Origin of the sequence: Alteromonas sp. KUL17 (assembly GCF_006538305.1) — a bacterium.
Lineage (GTDB): Bacteria > Pseudomonadota > Gammaproteobacteria > Enterobacterales > Alteromonadaceae > Alteromonas > Alteromonas macleodii.
Window position 1 is genome coordinate 54,315 of the sequence record NZ_BJKJ01000011.1, and the last position, 19,874, is coordinate 74,188.

21 protein-coding genes are annotated in these 19,874 nt (G+C 44.8%); 14 read left to right on the forward strand and 7 right to left on the reverse strand.

Annotated elements, in window-relative coordinates:
- Nucleotides 1–295: 295 nt before the first annotated feature.
- Nucleotides 296–2,140 carry a YCF48-related protein gene (locus tag KUL49_RS21155; RefSeq protein ID WP_242633810.1) on the forward strand — a complete coding sequence of 615 codons (1,845 nt, stop codon included), beginning with the start codon at nucleotides 296–298 and terminating at the stop codon, nucleotides 2,138–2,140.
- A 152-nt stretch (nucleotides 2,141–2,292) separates the two neighbouring features.
- Nucleotides 2,293–3,450, forward strand: coding sequence for a hypothetical protein (locus tag KUL49_RS21160; protein WP_242633811.1), 1,158 nt, complete (start codon nucleotides 2,293–2,295; stop codon nucleotides 3,448–3,450).
- 72 nt (nucleotides 3,451–3,522) lie between these two features.
- On the opposite strand, the gene KUL49_RS11400 is transcribed toward KUL49_RS21160, so the two are convergent.
- Genes KUL49_RS11400 through KUL49_RS11410 form a run of 3 tightly spaced genes read right to left on the reverse strand, consistent with a single transcriptional unit; the run spans nucleotide 3,523 to nucleotide 6,311 of the window.
- Nucleotides 3,523–4,539 (reverse strand): ester cyclase, encoded by a 1,017-nt coding sequence (locus KUL49_RS11400; RefSeq protein WP_131137341.1) that lies wholly within the window; start codon nucleotides 4,537–4,539, stop codon nucleotides 3,523–3,525.
- An 11-nt stretch (nucleotides 4,540–4,550) separates the two neighbouring features.
- Nucleotides 4,551–5,555 (reverse strand): cupin domain-containing protein, encoded by a 1,005-nt coding sequence (locus KUL49_RS11405; protein WP_131137342.1) that lies wholly within the window; start codon nucleotides 5,553–5,555, stop codon nucleotides 4,551–4,553.
- Nucleotides 5,556–5,570: 15 nt separating this feature from the next.
- On the reverse strand, nucleotides 5,571–6,311 hold the full coding sequence (locus KUL49_RS11410; RefSeq protein ID WP_131137343.1) for an SDR family NAD(P)-dependent oxidoreductase: 741 nt from the start codon (nucleotides 6,309–6,311) through the stop codon (nucleotides 5,571–5,573).
- 120 nt (nucleotides 6,312–6,431) lie between these two features.
- On the opposite strand from KUL49_RS11410, the gene hisD reads away from it, so the two are divergent.
- From hisD to KUL49_RS11450, 8 genes are all read left to right on the forward strand, one after another.
- Nucleotides 6,432–7,709, forward strand: coding sequence for a histidinol dehydrogenase (gene hisD / locus KUL49_RS11415; protein ID WP_131137344.1), 1,278 nt, complete (start codon nucleotides 6,432–6,434; stop codon nucleotides 7,707–7,709).
- Nucleotides 7,710–8,732: a LacI family DNA-binding transcriptional regulator gene (locus tag KUL49_RS11420; protein ID WP_131137345.1), complete on the forward strand. Its 1,023-nt coding sequence runs from the start codon at nucleotides 7,710–7,712 to the stop codon at nucleotides 8,730–8,732.
- Nucleotides 8,725–9,432 (forward strand): alpha/beta fold hydrolase, encoded by a 708-nt coding sequence (locus tag KUL49_RS11425; RefSeq protein WP_131137346.1) that lies wholly within the window; start codon nucleotides 8,725–8,727, stop codon nucleotides 9,430–9,432. The genes KUL49_RS11420 and KUL49_RS11425 overlap by 8 nt, the downstream gene beginning before the upstream one ends.
- Complete coding sequence (locus KUL49_RS11430) at nucleotides 9,425–10,171, forward strand: HpcH/HpaI aldolase/citrate lyase family protein (RefSeq protein WP_131137347.1); 747 nt, start codon at nucleotides 9,425–9,427, stop codon at nucleotides 10,169–10,171. The genes KUL49_RS11425 and KUL49_RS11430 overlap by 8 nt, the downstream gene beginning before the upstream one ends.
- 161 nt (nucleotides 10,172–10,332) lie before the next feature.
- Nucleotides 10,333–10,557, forward strand: coding sequence for a DUF4177 domain-containing protein (locus KUL49_RS11435; RefSeq protein ID WP_131137348.1), 225 nt, complete (start codon nucleotides 10,333–10,335; stop codon nucleotides 10,555–10,557).
- The gene (yidD, locus tag KUL49_RS11440) at nucleotides 10,550–10,774 is read left to right on the forward strand and encodes a membrane protein insertion efficiency factor YidD (protein WP_131137349.1); all 225 of its coding nucleotides are present in this window, start codon (nucleotides 10,550–10,552) and stop codon (nucleotides 10,772–10,774) included. The genes KUL49_RS11435 and yidD overlap by 8 nt, the downstream gene beginning before the upstream one ends.
- A 4-nt stretch (nucleotides 10,775–10,778) precedes the next feature.
- Nucleotides 10,779–11,174, forward strand: a complete 396-nt coding sequence (locus KUL49_RS11445; RefSeq protein ID WP_131137350.1) for a TM2 domain-containing protein — start codon at nucleotides 10,779–10,781, stop codon at nucleotides 11,172–11,174.
- A complete protein-coding gene (locus tag KUL49_RS11450; RefSeq protein ID WP_131137351.1) occupies nucleotides 11,128–11,910 on the forward strand; it encodes a M48 family metallopeptidase in 783 nt (260 codons plus the stop codon). Before KUL49_RS11445 ends, KUL49_RS11450 begins: the two co-directional genes overlap by 47 nt.
- Before the next feature lie 323 nt (nucleotides 11,911–12,233).
- Here the strand turns inward: KUL49_RS11450 and KUL49_RS11455 are convergent, their stop codons facing one another.
- The gene (locus KUL49_RS11455) at nucleotides 12,234–12,836 is read right to left on the reverse strand and encodes a glutathione S-transferase family protein (protein ID WP_131137352.1); all 603 of its coding nucleotides are present in this window, start codon (nucleotides 12,834–12,836) and stop codon (nucleotides 12,234–12,236) included.
- 133 nt (nucleotides 12,837–12,969) lie between these two features.
- Between KUL49_RS11455 and KUL49_RS11460 the strand changes: the two genes are divergently transcribed.
- From KUL49_RS11460 to nadS, 3 genes are all read left to right on the forward strand, one after another.
- Nucleotides 12,970–13,704, forward strand: a complete 735-nt coding sequence (locus KUL49_RS11460; RefSeq protein WP_131137353.1) for a YafY family protein — start codon at nucleotides 12,970–12,972, stop codon at nucleotides 13,702–13,704.
- A 345-nt stretch (nucleotides 13,705–14,049) separates the two neighbouring features.
- Nucleotides 14,050–14,367: a type II toxin-antitoxin system RelE/ParE family toxin gene (locus tag KUL49_RS11465; RefSeq protein WP_131137354.1), complete on the forward strand. Its 318-nt coding sequence runs from the start codon at nucleotides 14,050–14,052 to the stop codon at nucleotides 14,365–14,367.
- Complete coding sequence (gene nadS / locus KUL49_RS11470; protein ID WP_131137355.1) at nucleotides 14,364–14,654, forward strand: NadS family protein; 291 nt, start codon at nucleotides 14,364–14,366, stop codon at nucleotides 14,652–14,654. The genes KUL49_RS11465 and nadS overlap by 4 nt, the downstream gene beginning before the upstream one ends.
- Before the next feature lie 242 nt (nucleotides 14,655–14,896).
- Here the strand turns inward: nadS and KUL49_RS11475 are convergent, their stop codons facing one another.
- The 3 genes from KUL49_RS11475 to KUL49_RS11485 are packed head-to-tail and all read right to left on the reverse strand — an operon-like array spanning nucleotide 14,897 to nucleotide 18,512.
- The gene (locus KUL49_RS11475; RefSeq protein ID WP_131137356.1) at nucleotides 14,897–15,775 is read right to left on the reverse strand and encodes a nuclear transport factor 2 family protein; all 879 of its coding nucleotides are present in this window, start codon (nucleotides 15,773–15,775) and stop codon (nucleotides 14,897–14,899) included.
- Nucleotides 15,776–15,777: 2 nt separating this feature from the next.
- Nucleotides 15,778–16,866, reverse strand: a complete 1,089-nt coding sequence (locus KUL49_RS11480) for a nuclear transport factor 2 family protein (RefSeq protein WP_131137357.1) — start codon at nucleotides 16,864–16,866, stop codon at nucleotides 15,778–15,780.
- A gap of 32 nt (nucleotides 16,867–16,898) precedes the next feature.
- A complete protein-coding gene (locus tag KUL49_RS11485; RefSeq protein WP_014950641.1) occupies nucleotides 16,899–18,512 on the reverse strand; it encodes a sodium:solute symporter in 1,614 nt (537 codons plus the stop codon).
- Nucleotides 18,513–18,644: 132 nt separating this feature from the next.
- On the opposite strand from KUL49_RS11485, the gene KUL49_RS11490 reads away from it, so the two are divergent.
- The gene (locus KUL49_RS11490; protein ID WP_131137358.1) at nucleotides 18,645–19,643 is read left to right on the forward strand and encodes an ester cyclase; all 999 of its coding nucleotides are present in this window, start codon (nucleotides 18,645–18,647) and stop codon (nucleotides 19,641–19,643) included.
- Nucleotides 19,644–19,874: the final 231 nt, after the last annotated feature.

Below are 19,874 nucleotides of genomic sequence, written 5' to 3' on the forward strand. Positions count from 1 at the left end.
TTTAATCGCAAATGCGTAAATACTGTCGTGTTAAATTTCATAGGTTGTTGATATCGTTATGTTCAGGGGGAATCAGCGCTCTCCTTTTGAGACAGCCCGTTTCCTTATTCCATCAACTGTGGTTATTTTCTAACTGCGCCTTCATGAAGGAAATGACATTGAATATTTCGTCAATATCGTCAGCGCTTTAAGTGATTGAAGAATACGCCTTACAAAACTTTTGCCATAACGCCCTCAACAACGCAGTATAAGACATTCTTCTTATTAAAAATAAAAACACTACAAGGCACTTTCTATGGTTTCACAGAGACTGGTTTCTGGGAAAATGGTGGCAGCTTTTGCTATTTGCGTAAGCGCGCTTTCTAGTTTCTCGCATTCTGCATTCGCGCTTGAAGATACCGTTAATCCTGAGCTTTTCGATAAAATGGAGTATCGCTTTATTGGGCCTTATCGCGGTGGGCGCTCGGTAGCGGTTACTGGAGTTGAAGGTAATACCAACCTTTATTTTATGGGCACCGCAGGTGGCGGTGTTTGGAAAACCGAAAACGCGGGTTTATCGTGGAAAGCCATATCCGACAAAACATTTAAAGTAGGTAGTATTGGCGCTATCGCGGTTGCTCCTTCAGATCCTAACGTTATTTACGTAGGTACTGGTGAAGGCCCTATTCGAGGTGTAACCACTAGTCACGGAAAAGGTGTTTATAAATCAACAGACGGCGGTGAAACCTGGAAGCTGGTGGGTTTAGATAAACGCGGTCAAATCCCCAAAATTCGTATACACCCCACCAATCCCGATATAGCTTGGGCTGCAGTACAGGGCAATATTTGGGGGCCTAATGAAGCGCGCGGTATATTCAAAACGATAGACGGCGGTGAAACATGGCAGCATGTGTTAAAAGTGAACGCCGATACCGGCGCCGCTGACTTAGCAATCGACCCATCTAACCCCAGAATTCTGTATGCCAGTATGTGGCATCACGGCAGAACGCCTTGGTTTATTAAATCAGGCGGTGAGGGTGGTGGCCTTTATAAGTCAACAGACGGTGGTGAAAGCTGGGACAAGTTAGAAAAAGGGCTCCCTAAGCTTATCGGTAAAGTCGGTGTAGATATTGCCGCGTCTAACCCGAAGCGCCTGTATGCCATTGTCGAGGCTGAAGAAGGCGGCGTATATCGCAGTGACGATGCGGGTAAGTCGTGGTCGCTAATGAACGGTGACAATATTCTTAAAGCTCGTGCGTGGTACTACAACCACATCAAAGTTGACCCAAACGACGAAAACACCCTTTATGTAATGAATGTGCAGCTGCACAAATCTATTGATGGCGGCAAAACCTTCGAGACGGTTTCGTTACCCCATGGCGATACCCACGATATGTGGATAAACCCTGAAAATAGCTTAAACATGATCAACGCTAATGACGGTGGCGCAACCGTTACTTTTGACGGCGGTGAATCGTGGTCAAGCATTTACAACCAGCCAACGGCGCAGTTTTATCGCGTTATTACCGACAATTTAAACCCTTACTATGTTTATGGCGGGCAGCAAGATAACTCAACCATGGCAACGCCTTCTCAAACCTGGGGGGACGGCATGGGAATAGAAGATCAGTTTGCCGTGGGTGGTGGTGAAAGCGCGCATATTGCGTTTAACCCTGCCGATCCAACCCTGATCTACGCCACTACCATCAATGGAACGTTAACAGAGTACAACCGCGATACTGGGCTAACGCGGCCCATTATGCCTTACCCTGAATATGTGTTTGGCAGAAACGCACGTGATCAAAAGTACCGCACCAACTGGAATGCCCCTGTGGTAGTGTCAAAGCATGATCCTGACACCGTGTACTATGGCACGCAGATGATCTTAAAAACCACAGATCGCGGTGTGAACTGGCAGGAAATAAGCCCAGACTTAACCCGTAACGAGCCAGAAAAGCAGGGGCTGAATGGCGGTCCTATAACGAACGAGCAAGCTGGTGCTGAATACTACAATACGGTTTTCTATATTGCCGAATCGGCAGTTAACAAAGGCGAGCTTTGGGTTGGAGCCGATGACGGTAAGCTGCATATAACCCGTGATGAGGGCAAAAACTGGAAAGATGTTACGCCTCATAAAAAGAAGCGCAGGTCAATGCTATAGAACTTAGCCCTCACGCACAAGGCAGAGCTTACGTTGCGGTAGCAGGCTATAAATTAAATGATTACACGCCTTACATTTACAAAACCGACAACTACGGCAAGCGCTGGAAGCGTATTGACGAAGGCCTACCAGAGGACGCCTTTGTTCGCGTAGTGCGTGAAGATACAGAGCGCGAAGGTATGCTGTTCGCGGGTACAGAAAGCGGTATGTTTATTAGTTTCGACGACGGTAAACACTGGCAAGAATTAGACTTAAACCTGCCGCCTGTGGCGATTACCGATATGCAGGTTAAAGGTGATGATCTGGTCATTGCAACCCAAGGGCGAGGCTTTTGGATATTAGATGACATGAGTCCGCTACGTGAAGTGCACAAGTCGCTAGATGGCGAAGCGCTGTTTCAGTTTGAGCCCGTAGATGGCATTCGCTTGCTATCTGGCGGTGGCATGACTGACCAGCCTCAAGCGAAAAACCCACCACGTGGCGCTACCTTCCGTTATTACCTGAAAGACGCGTTAGAAGAAGAGCAAACGCTACGCATTGATATATTTAATGCCGATAACGAGCTTGTTCGCACACTGTCATCTGCACCTAGTGCATTTGAGAAGTGCGCGAAGGGGAACGAAGACGTTCGCAGCCCTGTTAAATTCAAACACCCTGCAACAAAAGCGGGTTACAACGAATTTGTATGGGATCTTCGACGTGAGCCGTTGAACTGCATCGAGAATGTAAAACTGTTTGGTGGTTGGAACGGCGCCCGAGTTATGCCTGGAGACTACAAAGCGAAAATCACAGTGGGTGAACAGGCACAAACCCGCGCGTTTAAAGTACTTCCAGACCCAAGAGAAGAAGCAGATAAAGCGCAACTTCAAGTGGTTGAAAAGAGCATTCAGGCTACAGAAACTTTACTCAATGATTTGTTTGCTCACCTGCAAAAAGCCCGTGATGTTAGAGCGCAATTAAACGGTGTGTCTGAAGATAACGTAATGCTGGCAAGCGATGTGTCAGCTTCAATCGAGCGCATTGTTAGTGCAATCGACGACTGGGAAGCGTTGGTTATTCAGCCCAAACATCAAACTTTTGAGGACGACATTAACTGGCCGAATATGCTCGACAGACAAGTACGTTTCTTGATGGATAACTTCGACAGAACGGGCGCGCCTGCACAAGCTGGTGCACTAAAACGGTTGGAAGACTTAGAGTCAAAGTGGCAGCAGTATAAAGTGCAGCTAGAAACCTTGTTTGGTGAAGAAGTGAAGCCATTGAACGAAAAGCTCTCAAAGCAAGGCGCGTTTGATTTAGAGAGTTTATAGGATTGAGGTAACCATAAAAAAGCCCCGTATTACGTAGTAGTAATACGGGGCAAAAAGCATCTTTAACGGGAGTTATCGATACTTGTTACGGGTCAACTGTTTAACTCGGGCGAATACATCAACACCAAGTTGACGGTAAACGTGAAGTAAGTCTATTAGCACCCAGTTCTCGCGTATCATGCCGTTCTCATTGCGCCAAAAATCTAAGCTGCGCATGGTGATAGACTTATCGTTTGGCACGATACCAAGCCAGCCATCGCCTGAAATAGTCATGCTCATGCCAGGCCAGCCAGTGAACCCCACATAATTGTTTTCGGAGAACAAATGGCCGTTTGCGGGGTCCCCCACGCGGTTAGGCATCCCGTTTAAAAACGCTTCCTGATGGGTATTGCGAAAGCCTTGGATACCGCGTCCGGTACCAATACCAGATGGGCCATACCAGTTTGATTTAGGATGCCAGTATTTGTCTAGATTCATGGCAGCAACACCGCCTTCGGCGAATTTTCCTAAACTATTTAGCATATCAAGTACAAGCTGATGGCTCTGTGCGGTAAGCGACTTGTCTTCTTCAAACAAGTGTATTCCGTCTTGGGTTGTTGGCCCCGGCACATGCCACTCGGTACCTAAGCTTGGACTAAACGGCCAGCACTTTGCCTGCATCATGACTTCAGGCAAGTCCCAAATGGCTTGAACTTCCACTATGGTGTCGCCTTCAAAACGATAAAATTCATGAAAGCGCATATGAATTTGATCGCCAGTCGCAGGGATGTCTAACCAAGGCTTTTCAAGACGCCCAGTGTAATAACCACAGCAACCTAACCAGCGCAATTGTTTGTCGTCCTCGCCAACCATAATTATGGTATCGCGGCGCTCAAGATCGGGGACAGACTCCAGCAGTGGCGCATACACCTTATCTAACATTTCGCGGTGGCCTGTCATGTCATCAAAAGGCACACAAAACTTAATGTCGGCATCCTGTGAAAAAAGGGTATCGCCCAGCGTTTTTAGTTTTTCGAGGTCAAAGTCGTACTGTGCTTCTCGAAAAGGAAGAAAGGCTTTTTTCAGTGCTATATTTGAAAAAGTAGACATCGCATTTGGCTCTAATCAATAAATTCTGGGGCTTTGGCTGTGTCACCACGTCGGGTCACATAAATTAATGCTACCTCATCACCTTGCTGCGCAAAACTGCGAGCTGCGCCAATAGGTGTGGTAAATGTATCGCCTTTATTAAGAATGAGCGCTTCGCCGTCAACAAGCATTTTAATGCAGCCGTCTTGCACATATACTACTTCTTCCTCGAAGCGTTTGTGCGCAGTAATAAAAGCACCCGGCTTGAATTTAAGGGCGCGAACGCAGAATCCATGAGACCAGTTTAGCTTTGTTTCACCAAGCTTTTCATCGGCACTTGCAGGGCCGATAAGCGGTGCTTCCAAAACTTCTGTTCCTTGGGTTAATGCCGTGTTGTTGCTAAACGGGAAATCAGCTAAACGCACCACGCACTGCTCTAACGCTTCATCATCGATTACGCGGTGTTGCGCTATTTGTTCTGCCGATGTTTTTGGCATAGGCGCAACGCCTTCAGGAATTTTTTGTCCCAGAGTAGTATCAACTAAACCACCGTTTTCGAGCAAGACAAGCCCGTAGTCGCTGGCCATATCAAAAACTTGAGGAGCCCAAAGTACACGACCTGGATCGTCTTGTCCCAATACTGCGTAAAGGTATCCCGTGCCGTCGCCTACATTTTCAAAACCGCGAAACAAATCCATAGGAATAGAAATAATGTCGCCTTCTTCCATACGCACTACGGCATCGTTGCCTTCAACGCCAGTAGTAAAGTGCCAGCTACCTTGAGACACAACAAATACCTCTTCGGTTAGGTGGCTATGCTGCGAGTTAAGGCAGCCGGGAGGTTGACGAGCTCCGCCAATATTAAAGCCGTGCGGAATAGCAATGTGAACATGCTGGTCAGGGTTTTCGGCGACACCTGGGCCAATTATGGTGAAGTTCTCTTTTTGATCACTGCCTGGCGAGCGCGTATCGATAAACGCGTTGCGGCATGGGATTAATTCTTCATAGCGGACTAAACGCTCGGATAATACTGACACAGTGATACCTCGTATTTAATGGGCGGTCCAACCGCCATCGACTTTAAGACAACTACCCGTGGTGGTCATAGACAATTCACTAAGTAGAAATATGCACGCGTTAGCAACGTCTTCGACGCTGCCTAAGCGTTGTAAGGGAATGTTGTTCATCACCATTTCAGCAAACGCTGGTTCTTGAAGCATCGGCTCAGTCATTGGTGTTTTAATAAATGTTGGCGCTACGCTATTGACGCGAATATTATTCGGCGCCAGTTCCACAGCCATGGCTTTCGTTAAGCCTTCAATTGCGTGCTTGCTTAAGCAATAAAGCGTGCGGCCAGGAGAGCCCACAAAGCCCATTTGTGATGACATGTGAACAATGGATGGAGCCTGACTTTTAAGCATTGGCGTAATGGCAGCCTGCGCAACTTTGTATGCAGAGCGAATATTCAAACTCAAAATATCGTCAATATTCTCATCGCTCTGCTCTTGCATCGGCGCAACGCGGTTCGTTCCGGCGTTATTGATTAACCCATGGAGGAGGGGAAGTGCTTGGATCTTTTCATAAAGCGCCTTTTCTTGAACATCTCCCACCCAAAAGCTAAGCCTTTCTGAACTCTCATTCTTAAGTGCCACAAGGTCACTCTCGGTACGCGCCACAGCAATAACATTTGCACCACATGCGTCAGCCAATAAAGCACACGCTTTACCAATGCCTTTACCCGCACCTGTAACCAAAATTGCCTTGTCTTTTAATAGGTCATGAGAGAAAGCCACATGTCACCTCAAAATAATAATTGCATTCGAAGTCATTCTTATGTAATTTTTGGTGAAGATCAAGATAAATATTTGTTCGATTAATGTAACATCTCATTCACCTTTGTAGAGGAATAGACCGTGATCAAGTACTTGAAGCAAGGCAAGCAGGCTGAAGAAAAAGCAGTTGATAATCAGAAAGTTAAAGAGATAGTTGAAAATATAATTAGCGATATTGAAAGACGTGGAGACGAAGCTGTTTCGCAATATTCTGGTCAGTTTGATAAATGGACTCCGGAGTCTTTTAGGTTGAGTCGTGAAGAAATTGACGCATGTTATGAGCAGTTAACCGAACAAGAGATTAGCGATATCAAATGGGCGCAGGAACAAGTTCGAAACTTTGCGACCATTCAGCGTGAGTCAATGAAAGACGTTGAAGTTGAAACGCTGCCCGGTGTAGTGCTTGGCCACAAAAATATTCCTGTAGATAGTGTGGGTTGTTATGTACCCGGTGGTAAGTATCCGCTGGTGGCTTCAGCACACATGAGCATTGTTACGGCAAAGGTGGCTGGTGTGAAACGGGTTATTGCTGCTACTCCTCCGTTTCAGGGTAAACCCGCACCAGCGGTAATTGTAGCCATGGACTTAGCCGGTGCTGATGAAATATATACCTTTGGTGGTGTACAGGCGATTGCCGCTATGGCTGTGGGCACTGATACTATTGAACCGGTAAGTATGATTGTTGGGCCGGGCAATGCCTTTGTGGCCGAAGCAAAACGCCAATTGTTCGGGCGCATCGGTATTGATCTTTTTGCGGGTCCAACAGAAACGTTAGTCATTGCTGACGACAGTGTTGATGGCGAATTATGTGCGGCGGATTTGCTAGGGCAGGCTGAGCATGGGCTTAATTCTCCGGCCGTGTTGCTTACCAACAGCGAGCAACTGGGTAAAGATACCATGGCCGAAGTAGAGCGCCAGTTAACTATTTTACCTACTGCAGATGTGGCCTCTGTCGCATGGCGAGATTACGGTGAAGTCATTGTATGCGACACCTATGATGAAATGTTAGAGGTCGCTAACGACCTAGCATTTGAGCACGTTCAAATTATGACGAAAGACGTGCCGTACTTTCAAAAGAACATGCGTAACTTCGGTGCACTGTTTTTAGGCCCTGAAACCAATGTGTCTTACGGCGACAAATGTATTGGTACAAACCACACTCTACCCACGAAGGGCGCAGGTCGTTATACTGGGGGTCTATGGGTTGGTAAATTCTTAAAAACCTGTACATACCAGCGCGTTACGGAAGAAGCCTCAGTGATGGTTGGCGAGTATTGTTCACGTTTATGTGCGATTGAAGGTTTTGCAGGTCACAAAGAACAGGCTGACATTCGATTACGTCGTTACGGAAAAAAATAATTGAATAAAAAAAATAGGGTGACGTCATATGACGTTGCCCATGCAGCAGGAGTCTCTCAGTCGGCAGTGTCGCGGGTATATCGCCCGGGCGTTAGCGTATCTAAGAAAACCCGTGAAAAAGTGCTAAAAGCCGCAGAGGAGTTAGGTTACAAACCTAACGCCATTGCACGCATGTTGATAAACCAAAGCACGGGCATGATTGCGGTAATTATTTCATCGCGAGCTAATGTGAACTTCCCCGAAGTGTTGGCACAGCTAAATAAACACATTGCTGAGAAAAACAAGCGGGTGCTGTTATTCACACTTGATGACGCAGAGCAGCTAGAAACGGTTATTGAGCAAATATTAGCGTACCAGGTCGACGGCGTAGTTGCGCTTACAGCGCACTTCGAACCCGACAGTGTCACGCAGTTTGCTAAACACAATATTCCAGTGGTGTTGTATAACCGTGAGCTTCCTGATCACAGTGTAAGCTCGGTATGTTGTAACCATGACCAAGGCCTTCGCATGTTGGTGGATATTCTAGTTAGCCATCATCATCAGCACTTCTTAATTATGGCTGGCCCAAAAGATTCTGATGTGGCCCGCGCAAGGTTAAGTGGTGCAAGGAATGCCTTACTATCTCATGGATTTACCGACACTAACGTGGTTTATGGCGACTACAGCTATGACTCGGCGAGAGAGTGCTTAAGTGCTTATGCCGAAAAAAATGCGCTTCCTACTGCAATTATTTGTGCCAACGACACAATGGCAATTGGTGCCATTGACGAAATACGGGAAAACCTGAATTTACGGGTACCTGAAGATATTTCAGTTGTTGGGTTTGATGGTATCAGTGCTTCTTCATGGCACAGCTACCAGCTGACGACCGTAAGTCAGCCAACCTATTTTATGACAAAAGCAGCAGTAGAAACCCTGGTTAACTTAATTGAGAGCCCTGATATACCGCCAGAGACACGTTACTGGCCGGGCAAGCTCATTGAAGGAAACTCAGTGGCCGCTGCGCCAAGAGATAATGAGTAAACTATTATTTATACCCGGAACCCTTTGTAACGGAAACGTTTTTACCAGCCAAATAACGACCTTAACCAATGCTGGTCATCAGTGCATTACCTTAGAGTATGACCAGCATGACAACCTGAGCGATGTTGCCAGTCACGCGTTACGCCTTTTTGATGAAGGCGAGCCATTCAGCATTTGCGCCTTTTCAATGGGCGGTATGGTGGCGTTTGAACTTTTAGCGCGCGTTCCCGAGCGAATTGAAAAAATAGCATTGCTAGACAGCAATGCACATGCAGACAAACCTCAAGGGCGATTAGCCAGAAGCGAGCATCTAAACTATGCCGTTTCGCATGGTTTAGACACGCTTATTCACGATCAGTTTAGCAATGTATATCTACATAAACCCAATGAAGCATTAATGAAACTAATTGCTCAGATGGCGCAGGATACGGGAATTGAGCGTTATAAAGCCCAGCTCGAAATTCTTGCAACACGCCCGGACGCTAGCGAACTGTTAGCTAATTGCGCACATCCAATGCTGATAATTGGCGGTTGCAACGATGTGCTTTGCCCGCCATCAGAGCAGCAAAGAATGCATAACCTGGCCGCAAATAGCGAATTGGTGCTGGTTGAAGACGCGGGGCATTTCGCAATGCTTGAGCAAAGCGCACAAGTGAACCTGCATTTGTATAACTTTTTCGGAGGTGCAGCACATGCTTAAACAAGCGCTTAAAAACAAGCAAAGTCTTTTGGGTACGTTCATAAAAACGCCCCATTACAATGTAATTGAAGTATTGGCGCACGCTAGCATGGATGTATTGTGTTTAGATGCTGAGCATGCACCATTTTCAAGACAGGATTTAGACACCTGCATTCTTGCGGCAAGGGCAGGGAACATGCCTGTTCTAGTAAGAACACCAAACGATGCCCCAGAAACACTGCTAAATGTGCTGGATATGGGCGCAGACGGTGTGGTTGTGCCACATGTGAAAACGGCGGAACAGTTAAGTGCTATCGTCAGACATTGCCACTACGGTGCAGGCGGAAGAGGCTATGCAGGTTCAAGCCGATTTGCAGGCTACACAACAAAGCCACTGAGTGAAAATTTAGAGGCGGGCAAAAACGTTAGTATTGTTGCCCAGCTTGAAGATTTAGACGCAATTGACAACATAGAAGCCATTGCACACGTTGACGGTGTCGATTGCTTGTTTATAGGTCGAATGGATTTAACCGTAGCACTTGGCGAAACCAGTGCAGACGCCCCAAAAGTTAAACAAGCGGTTGAGCACTTAGTTGAAGTAAGCCACAGGGCAGGAAAGGCTACGGGTATGTTCGTGGGTAATTTAGAAGAGCTGGCCTACTGGAAAGAAAAAGGTGTTTCTCTATTCTTATTAGGTTCTGACCACGGTTTTATGTTAAGTGGCGCCAAAGCACTGCGCGAGACGTTTGATAAGGCGTAAAAATACGAGCGTATACCTTTTTATCAAGCGAGAGCGCATTATGAAGACCAAAATAAGTCAATCCACAAATATTTAGCTCGGAAGATATTTAACTATTGCCGCTCTATTTCGATTGTTATATGGTAATTCTTTGTTAATTATAAAAATTCAGGGAAGATGTTATGACTCAATATGATGAATACAAAGTAACTCACGTGGTAGAAGGCGGTTGTGGAACACTATTACTTGGTTCCAGCGGATTGCCTCTCAAAAAGCTTGAAGCAACGCTTAATATGGAAGCGCAAGATGGCTGGCAGCTTGTTTTCCAAGTTATCGAAAATAAACGATTTTTGTTATTCTGGAGCCGAGAAGCTGTTATTTTAACTCTCGGCCGTAAACGTGTTTAAACGCGTCGCACTTTCAGCCATTCGCCGATACCAAGCGAATGGCGGTTCCCAAGCTCATTTCAATATAAGCTGCAACTTTACTCCAACGTGTTCCGAATACACGCACCAAGCAATTGAAAAGTACGGTGTAATGAAAGGCATTTATCTCGGTTGTTCTCGTATCCGACGGTGTAATGATCCTGATTGTATTACGGTAAAACCAGATCCGTTAAGGTAACGTCATGGACGATTTAGCATTCAGAGAGCAAGAAGAAACACTTAGAAGCAAGGCTGCACAACTTAGTCCTGAATTAAGAAAGCAGTATTATCAGCTTGAAGATCAACTGGTCAAAGATCCGGACACTTACGCTGTACTTAACTATTTTTTTGCAGCTGGTTTGCATCATTTCTATCTGGGCAAAGTTGCTCGCGGTGTCGTGAATTTAGTATTAATGCTAATTGGTCTTGCACTAATTCCCTATCATGGTTGGGTATTGATAATTTTCGTATGCGTTGTTGAATTACCTCAATTATTTAATAGCCAAAAGATAGTTAGGCAATACAACATTGATGTGATGCGAGAAATATTAGATGAGCTCAACAATTCAAAGCAGAATCAAACAATCTCAGACGACTAAACGAGCACAATGGTTTTTAATTTTCTCGGCCACAATAATCATTGTGTTGCTTAGTGGATATCAGTTTTACACCAAAGGTGTGCCCTATTTTTCGGAAAAAATATCCGAGTCGTTACCCGATCAGATCTACCAAGTTATTGACGAAAGTAGCTTACAAGAATTAGATAACTCAGAGTTCAAAGCTTCTCAAATAAGCCTATCAGAGCAAGAAGAAATACGGGCTCTCTTCAAATCATTACTCAAGGAAGACACGCACGGCAATCGAGATTACAAGCTTGAATTCAGACAGTGGGGTGGAAAAGCAAATGCCATGGCGTTGGCAAACGGCACAATTATTATTACTGACAGTATGGTGACTCTTTCTGAAAATCCGCAAGAACTGCGCGCAGTCATGCTTCATGAAATTGGTCACGTCAGACATAACCATGTTATGGAGTCTCTGGTGGGTTCTTCAATTGTTTTCGTTAGCTTGACTATAGTATTTGGCGATGTCTCTGCGGTTTCAGACATAATAATGCAGGGAGCAATACTTGGGCTAAATCAAGGTTACTCTCAGCAAGCCGAATTTGAAGCCGATTTTTATGCTAACGAAAAAATGAATGAAGTGTATGGTGATAGTTCAGGAATGATTAGCATTTTTGAGAAGTTAGCTGCTGAGACAGACGACCAGCACAGTTGGTTGAGTTCACACCCAAGTTTTGAAAAACGGATAGAGAAAATCAAGCAGCCGGATTGATTCGAGACTAATTCACTTTAACTCAGATTATTTGCACATGCTGTCTTCACCTTGTATTACACACTTCCGGTGAAAGCTAAATTAAATCTGGCGGTCTGTTGTGTACGTTAAGCTGCTGTTTAAGTATGCAACTCCAAACGGCAGGATTGAGTAAATTATGGTCAGTCGAGCCATCTCAATCTTAAGTCGCTTTGAATAGCTAGCTCTAGATATGACGATGGCTATTTTTGGTTTATAGCGAGAATTTCACGCGCATACTTCAAGCTCAAATGCGCGCGAGGTTCTCCCATCGAAACATGGTAATTGTCTATACTAAGACGTTACTATGGCATCGGTTGATCAAAATACTTATGAGTTTCTCTATATGCAGGCCTTTGTTGGATTCTAGAAATATATGCAGCTACCTTAGGTGATGGGGCAAGCATTCGAAAAGTAACCATAGAATCTAGCAATCCGCCGAAAACGATGTCTGCGGTTGTAAATTCATCTCCTAAAGCCCAACGACTTTCGGGAGTCATCGCTTCGATAGTCGCTAATACTCGCGTTTTATCACCCCATCCAGCTGTTGCTGAATTAGGGTGCTCGATGTTTGAAGCCGCCAAGGTTAATGCCGGCTCAATGGTATTTCCAGCGATGAGTAGGTATCGGTAATAATTCGCTCTTTGATCAGACTCGATAGCAGGGGCGAGTTTTTTATCCAAATATTTGTCAGAAAGATACGCACATATCGCAGCTGTTTCTGTAACAACTATTTTGCCATCTACTAGTGTTGGCAATTTACCCATCGGATTGATAGTTTGCAGCTCGCGCAATTCAGGTGAATCTTCAGAAAAATTAATGTTTATTTGTTCATGTTGTACGTCTAGCTCTTTTAACATCCAATCAGTTGTAACTGATCTACTCATTGAATTGTAATAGTGCTTCATCTAGTAATGTTCCCTTGTGGATAAGCTCAATTGTCAAAATACGGGGTAATGGGGTAAGTGCTTCTGAAAGTTACACTCTAGCCGCTGTTCTGAAGTATATTTGTAAATATGTCACTCACTGGCACATTAAATTATGGCGAAGACAAATTTTAAAGATCGTGTTGCAAGGCGAAGTCGGCTGCTTGGGCTTCTTCGTTCTGAACAATACTGGACAACGTCAGATTTACGAGAACACTTAGATGTTAGTCAACGAACCTTGATGCGTGAATTGGTAAGCTTAAAAGAAGAGGGATACCCCATCGAGTCAGATAGAGGTCGGGGCGGAGGTGTTCGTTTAGTAGGTCGGTGGGGTATTGAGCGGCTTATGTTAAGCCATAAGGAGGTGATAGAACTATTACTGGCACTCTCAATAATTGAATCACTAAATTTACCCTTCATGACAAACAATTTGGAAGTAATCAAGCAGAAGTTATATCAAGCGTTTCCTGAAAATCAGCGTTTTAGAGTAAGCAGAATTCGAAAACGGATATTTGTAAGCACGAATGTTAAGAGCACAGCGCCATATCAAGCATCAGATACTCACATTGATATATCACAGACTATATGTGAATCCTTTCTTGAGCAACGTTGTTTGAATATTAATTATTCTTCGGAAAACAAGAGATGCTCTTCCAGAACAATTGAGTCTCACTATCTTATGCTTGCCTGGCCTGTTTGGTACATTGTTGCATGGGATCACCTTAGAAATGCACCTAGAATCTTTCGTATAGATAGGATACAAAGCGCTGAAATAGCGTCAAAGAGTTTTAAACTTCGACCGGAATTAATCGCGAACGACCCCTATACCCACCATTTCTCATCAATCTAATCTGTTGTAATGTATTGAATAAATGTCTGCTAATGGCGCAACTAGGAAGTTTAATGCCTAAATTTTAAACTTCCGCTCCTTGTCTATTTCAGAATCTATATGAATGCTCTTAGGCGGGAAGAAATAAAAACGAAACTGAACGATACTCAAGTTCTGCTGTGAGCCTAAGAGATTTCACCAATTTTGATTGATACATTAGATGCTTACAATGATGCCTAGAAAGTTAAGGATATTATCCATACTTCTACGAAATGCGATTTGTTATTTTTGGGGGAAAGGTCAGCTGAGTTTTAAATATTCGCATACGCCATTGGCGTATTTTGGTGTTAGTGTTATAGTTAACGAATGGTAATTATTGAAACACCTATATTCACCAAGCTCATAAAAGAGCTGATGAATGATGATGAATACAAAGACTTGCAGGAAGCACTTGTTAGCAGGCCAGATAGAGGCTCATTAATTAAAAATAGTGGTGGCCTTAGAAAGGTACGCTGGGCGCTGGCAGGAAGGGGTAAAAGTGGTGGAGCTAGAGTTATCTATTATTGGATGACCGACAACGACCAACTTTATATGTTGTTGGCATACCCAAAAAATGTGCAGGATAATTTGACAGATACGCAGCTTAAAACGCTGAAGAAGATCGTAGAGAGGTGGTCAGAATGAATGATGACATGTTTGAACAATTGATAGAGAGTGTGTCTCAGGCAGACGATATCATCAAAGGTAAGGCAAAGCCTTCCCGTACAACTGAATTTGCTGAGCCTCAAGTAAAAGCCATTCGCGCAAAAACGGGGTTAACACAAACCCGTTTTGCTGACGTTTTGGGGGTGAGCAAACGCACACTAGAGAATTGGGAACAAGGCCGACGCCATCCAACAGGTCCTGCTCGTGCTTTGCTTAAGATCTTAGATGCTGATCCTAAGCACGCCTTGGAAGCACTTAATCACTAGATAGCCAATATTAACCGCATGATAATGCGTTCGGCAATGCATTTAGGAGTTACGACGAATATCCGCTCCTTGCCTACAGCTGCCCCTTAAAACTAAAGCATCCACAAAAAAACTAACCCCTCAACCTCTAATCACCACTAATAGAAAGCCAAAAAAAACGCCTCTACACACGGAGAGGCGCAAAATTCTAACGTATCAAATTTTAGTGACTGGAAGCTGATACGTTAGCTTAAAAAGGGTGATTAGAATGGAAGGGGAGCACCAAAGCGTTTTTCAAACGCGATAGAATCAACTACCCAGTACTCAGTAGTAATCTTATTCTCTTTAAACGTAAGCATGGTTGCGATGGGCAGGCGCACGCGTGTTAGACCGTTATCAGTCTTCAGGTCTGCATCTATTCTCCATTTAACTAGCGCGTTACTTTCACTAGCTATTACTTGCTCAAGCTGGCAATAACGGCGGTGTAATTTTCCCTCAAGTTGAGTCAGCCAAGACGAGACTGAAGGGGAACCTTCTTTGTTTAACACTTGGCTATTTACGCTAATTTGGGTAGCGTCACTGTATAGTTCTTTGATGCCAGCCGTGTCGAAGCCTTGCCACACTTGCCACCATTGCGACAGTAGCGCCTTGCTCTTATCGCTAGTGTTACTTGCAACCACATCGTTAATGCCCGCATGGGTTGTCTTAAGATGAAGTTGAGGGTCAAATTCGCTCAGCTGTAATGGGTCTGGCTCCGGCCAAAAAGGTAGCGACATCGAGTTGTCATAGCCAGGGGCTTCTTTTGTATTGTAGTGTGCCGCTAGTGAAGCACTGTCTACCCATTGAAGCAATTGCTTGATAGCGCCATTGCGATGTTCGCATTGTGCAATAAAGTATGTGGTGGTCGATGCTGATGAAAGACAAAATACGCCTGCTTCAACATCACCACTTTGCACCTTCGCGCATAATTCAACGGTCTCAAAATGCGTTGTAATATCAAGCCAATTAGCCATTAAACCCCGTTGCTGAATTGGCCCGTAGTGCAGTCTTTCTCCTAAAAACCAGCGGCTTGAATGAAGCAAGGCAGCGGTAAGTGTTTGTGTGTCTTGTTTTTCTAGCAACTGCTGAATTGTGCTTAACATGCTTATGCCTCCGTCGCTTGTGGTAGTTTGCGCATAAGGTTTGCCAACGCTGCTACTTCGTCAAACACCGTAAACTCCTTGGCTATTACACCGTCTTCAATCTCAAAGTGAGTTGCCCCTAAAATGTAATGGGGTTGCTGATTAAACTGCGCATATTTGCTTTGTGTAGCATTGTAATGACCCGCCAGGCCCCACCTAAGCGCAATGTTCACGCGATTGTCGTCGTAATGGGTAACGCAAATGTGATCTACTACCATGTTGGCGTCTGGGCAACTGGCCAGGTACTTAATGAACATGCCGCCAATAGCTGCATTGCCAGTGGCTTGGCGTCCGCCCGGCCACTGCACTGACGCATTAGGTTTATAAAAGTCAGAGAGCTTATTGAACATGCGCTTATTGAAGATTTGGTCGGCCCATGATTTGGCAAAGTCGCCCCACGGCTTGTCTTGCTCTGGCAATGCTTCCCAGCGCGATGCCTCGTTAGCACATGTTCGCGCATACTCTTCATTTAGCCATTGGGTAAACGTGCTCGAAACAGGAAACTTGGCTTGAAACGCTGCAGCATCGTCTAGCTCAATACCAAGCTGAGCGATAAGAAAGCTATTGTCTCGCATTAGCCATTCGTAAAAAATCTTATTGTCTCTGCACATGCAGTCTGCAATGGTGGTTACACGCCCGGTTTTGCCTGTTGGCGCGCCAAATTCAGAGGGGCCTTTATTGGTCATAATACTGGTGATACGGTGCGACGAATAATACACATCGTTGGCTTCTTCACGGTAAATAACGTCTTCACCTATAAGCGACCTGTCAGGGAAGGCGGCAATGGTTTTTAACGTATTTTGAACCACCACATCAACACTGTCAGCATAACCGCCAAGCGTATGTACCGGGCAGTAGTCAGCATAATAATCGTAGCAAGCGCCAATATTTTTCTGCTCCCAAATACGATGGGTTACGCGCAAAATATAGTCTGCTAAGTCGACAAACTCTTCATCGAAACCCGCTAAGGTTTGCGTTTTACTTCGGGCAGGGTCCAGCATGTCATGCAGAGGCTGCCAATACACCGTTTTTGCTATGGATGTTTCGCTCATAGAATCTCCCTCAAAAGCGCTGAGTTTGGCTTTTAAAACATAAATTGAATTGAAAATAAGAACACGAGTGTGAGTAAGAAGAACCCAAACAATATGTAGTTGATTGGGTCTACGCGGCCGGGTACGCGATACCATCCTTGCTCTTTCTCATCGAGACCTTCGCGCGCGAAGTGTTGCTGCTGCCCTTTAATGGTATAAGCGTTGTATTCGGTTTGAACGCCATCGATAAGGCGACTAGCAATCATAGACACCACAATGTTGGCACTTGCACCTATGATGCAGTACCAAGGCCACGCGATATCTGTATTTAAGGCCACTAAAGTCACAACAATAAAGCCGCTCAATGTGCCAATGATCAGGCCATTTTCGGTTGTTTGCTTAGAGAAGAACCCTAAGAAGAACATGCCCATTTGCGCACCTACAAAATAGGAGCCTACTTTAGACAAAATTTCTAAAATTGAGCCTTCGCTGAATAGGTGGTAGCCAATTGCTGGAAAAATAATAAGTACAGCGAAGAACAAGGTGAAAATACGTGAAGCCTTAAGGTAATGGGCGTCCGACGCGTCTTTCTTGAAGTATTTGATGTAGAAATCGATAGTTGCCACTGTCGATAGCGAGTTAAATGAGGAATCTAGGCTAGACATGGAAGCGGCCATAACCGCGGCTGCAATAATGCCCATTAAACCCGGCAAGCCGTAATCGGTTGCGAACTGCAAAATGATTGTGTTGCTGTTTTCGAAGGTTTTGCCTTGATAAAAGTCGTAGAACAACACGCCAAGTACAATGAAGAAGAAGTAGATGAAGAACGCGCAGAAACCCATTAATAAATAAGATTTTTTGGCGTCACCAATATTCTTGGCAGCCAGCGTTCGCTGCACCATCATTTGGTTGGTGCCGTAAACGGTGATGTGGTACAGCGTCATAGCAATAATGCCGCTCCACACTGTAGTTTCTTCAGTAAAGTCGAAGTCCCAATTAAGTGGGTTTAATTTACCCTGAGCTTTAAGCTCGCTCATTGATGAAGATAGCGTAGTGTCGCCGCTTTCAAGCAGGGCGTACATAATGATGCCCGCGCCCACAAATAAGATCACTGACTGAATAACGTCAGTCCAAATTACGGCAGTAATGCCGCCCATCATGGTGTAGATAAGCGCTATGGCAGTAACTATAACGATAGACCACACTACAGGTACGCCAGTAATGAACGACAACACAAGAGAGGTAGCATAAAGAATAGCTGCTGAGCTCATGATTTGGCTTAGCATAAAAATGCTGGATACCATGGCGCGGGCACGCTTGCCGAAACGCCGTTCTTGGTAATCGTAAATGGACGCGACACCCGCGTTATAGAAGAATGGGAAAAAGAATATGATTACAGCCATGATGACGAGAGGGTAGTTCAAATGAAGTGCTATAACGGATAGCCCCTCTGAATAAGCCCAGGCTGGTGCCCCAAGAAACGTCATGGCGCTAACGTAAGTGGCAATAACCGAAATACCTATTGCCCACCACGGAGTTTGTTTTTGACCGAGATAAAAATCGTCGGAATTTTTTATATTTTTACCAATCACCAAACCTAGCAACAGGTTCGCAATGATGTACCCGCCTAAGATAGACCAGTTTAAAACGCCAAAATTTTCAGTCATATTCTTTACTCTGCCTGCTTAATAAGCGCGCTTTCTATTTACAATAATATTCAACCTAATACATAATGACTTCGAAGTCATTAATTATTTCAGGCCAGTATTAACAATTTTTTAAACAAAGAGGCGTAAGTCATGAGTTTTAATAGCGAAAAAGCCGTTGTCAGATCCTATCAAGCCGCTTTTGACAAAGGTGAGGCAAGTGATGTTAAAGGCGTAGTGAAATCGTATGTTGATGAAAATGCAAAGATTTATGCCTGCTATCCGTTTGATAAATGTTCGACTCCAGCAGAATTAGTGAAAGAGTTGTGGGAGCCGTTAAAACAGAGTTTTACGCGTATGAAGCGCCGTGAGGACGTATTCATGGCGGGAGATAACAGCGCCGGCGAAGGCAAGTGGGTTATGTCGATGGGTCACTTTGCTGGACTGTTCGACAAGCCATTTCTTGGCATTAGAAGTACGGGCAAACTGGCTTTTTTACGGTATGCCGAGTTTTTTGAAGTACGTGAAGATAAGATAGTTAGCCACGCTATTTTCTTCGACTTAATTGCACTAATGCAGCAAGTTGGGCTTAATCCTTTGCCCGTAGAAACAGGCCATACGTTTGTTTATCCAGGGCCATGTGATCACAACGGTTTATTGTTTGAAGAGCAAGATCCTAAGGAGTCTAAAAAGACCATTGAGCTGGTTGAGGAAATGGTAAGAGACCTAGATTCTTTAAATAAATCGGGTAACGACAACTGTCCTCCAGAGCTTCTCGCCAAATGCTGGAGTGAAGATATGGTGTGGTATGGCCCAGCGGGAATAGGGGCTACATTTACTATCGAGCGTTACCAGCAGCAACATCAATTTCCTTTTCGTAAAGGTTTGAAAGATAAAGTGTTTAATGGTCATGTGGCGCGCTTTAGTGAAGGCAATTTTGCTTGTTTCTTTGGTTGGCCGAACCTATCGAATACGGCCGGGGGAGGCTTGTTCGGCATGCCTGCTTCGGGTATACGTGCCGACATGCGAGTGGTCGATGTGTACTATCGCAAAGGGGATAAATTACTGGAAAACTGGGTGTTGATGGATGTGCCTTATTGGTTAAAACAGCAAGGGTTAGATATCTTATCGCGCACTACCACCTACAGTTAATCGAACAATACCAAAGGCTTTATACCTGAAAATGGTGTACTGACTGACGTCATTTTCCCTCGAAGCTACCTAGCAAAACGTCCGTTTTTGCTAGGTGGGCTTTCTGATAACCCAAGCTATCTCAAGTGCACTTTCTTACCTTTTTTCACTAATGCTTAACTCATGCATCAGCATTCGGTTTCTATCCATTCGAGTGCCATTTTTCTATGCAGATCCTACCAGTCATTTTTG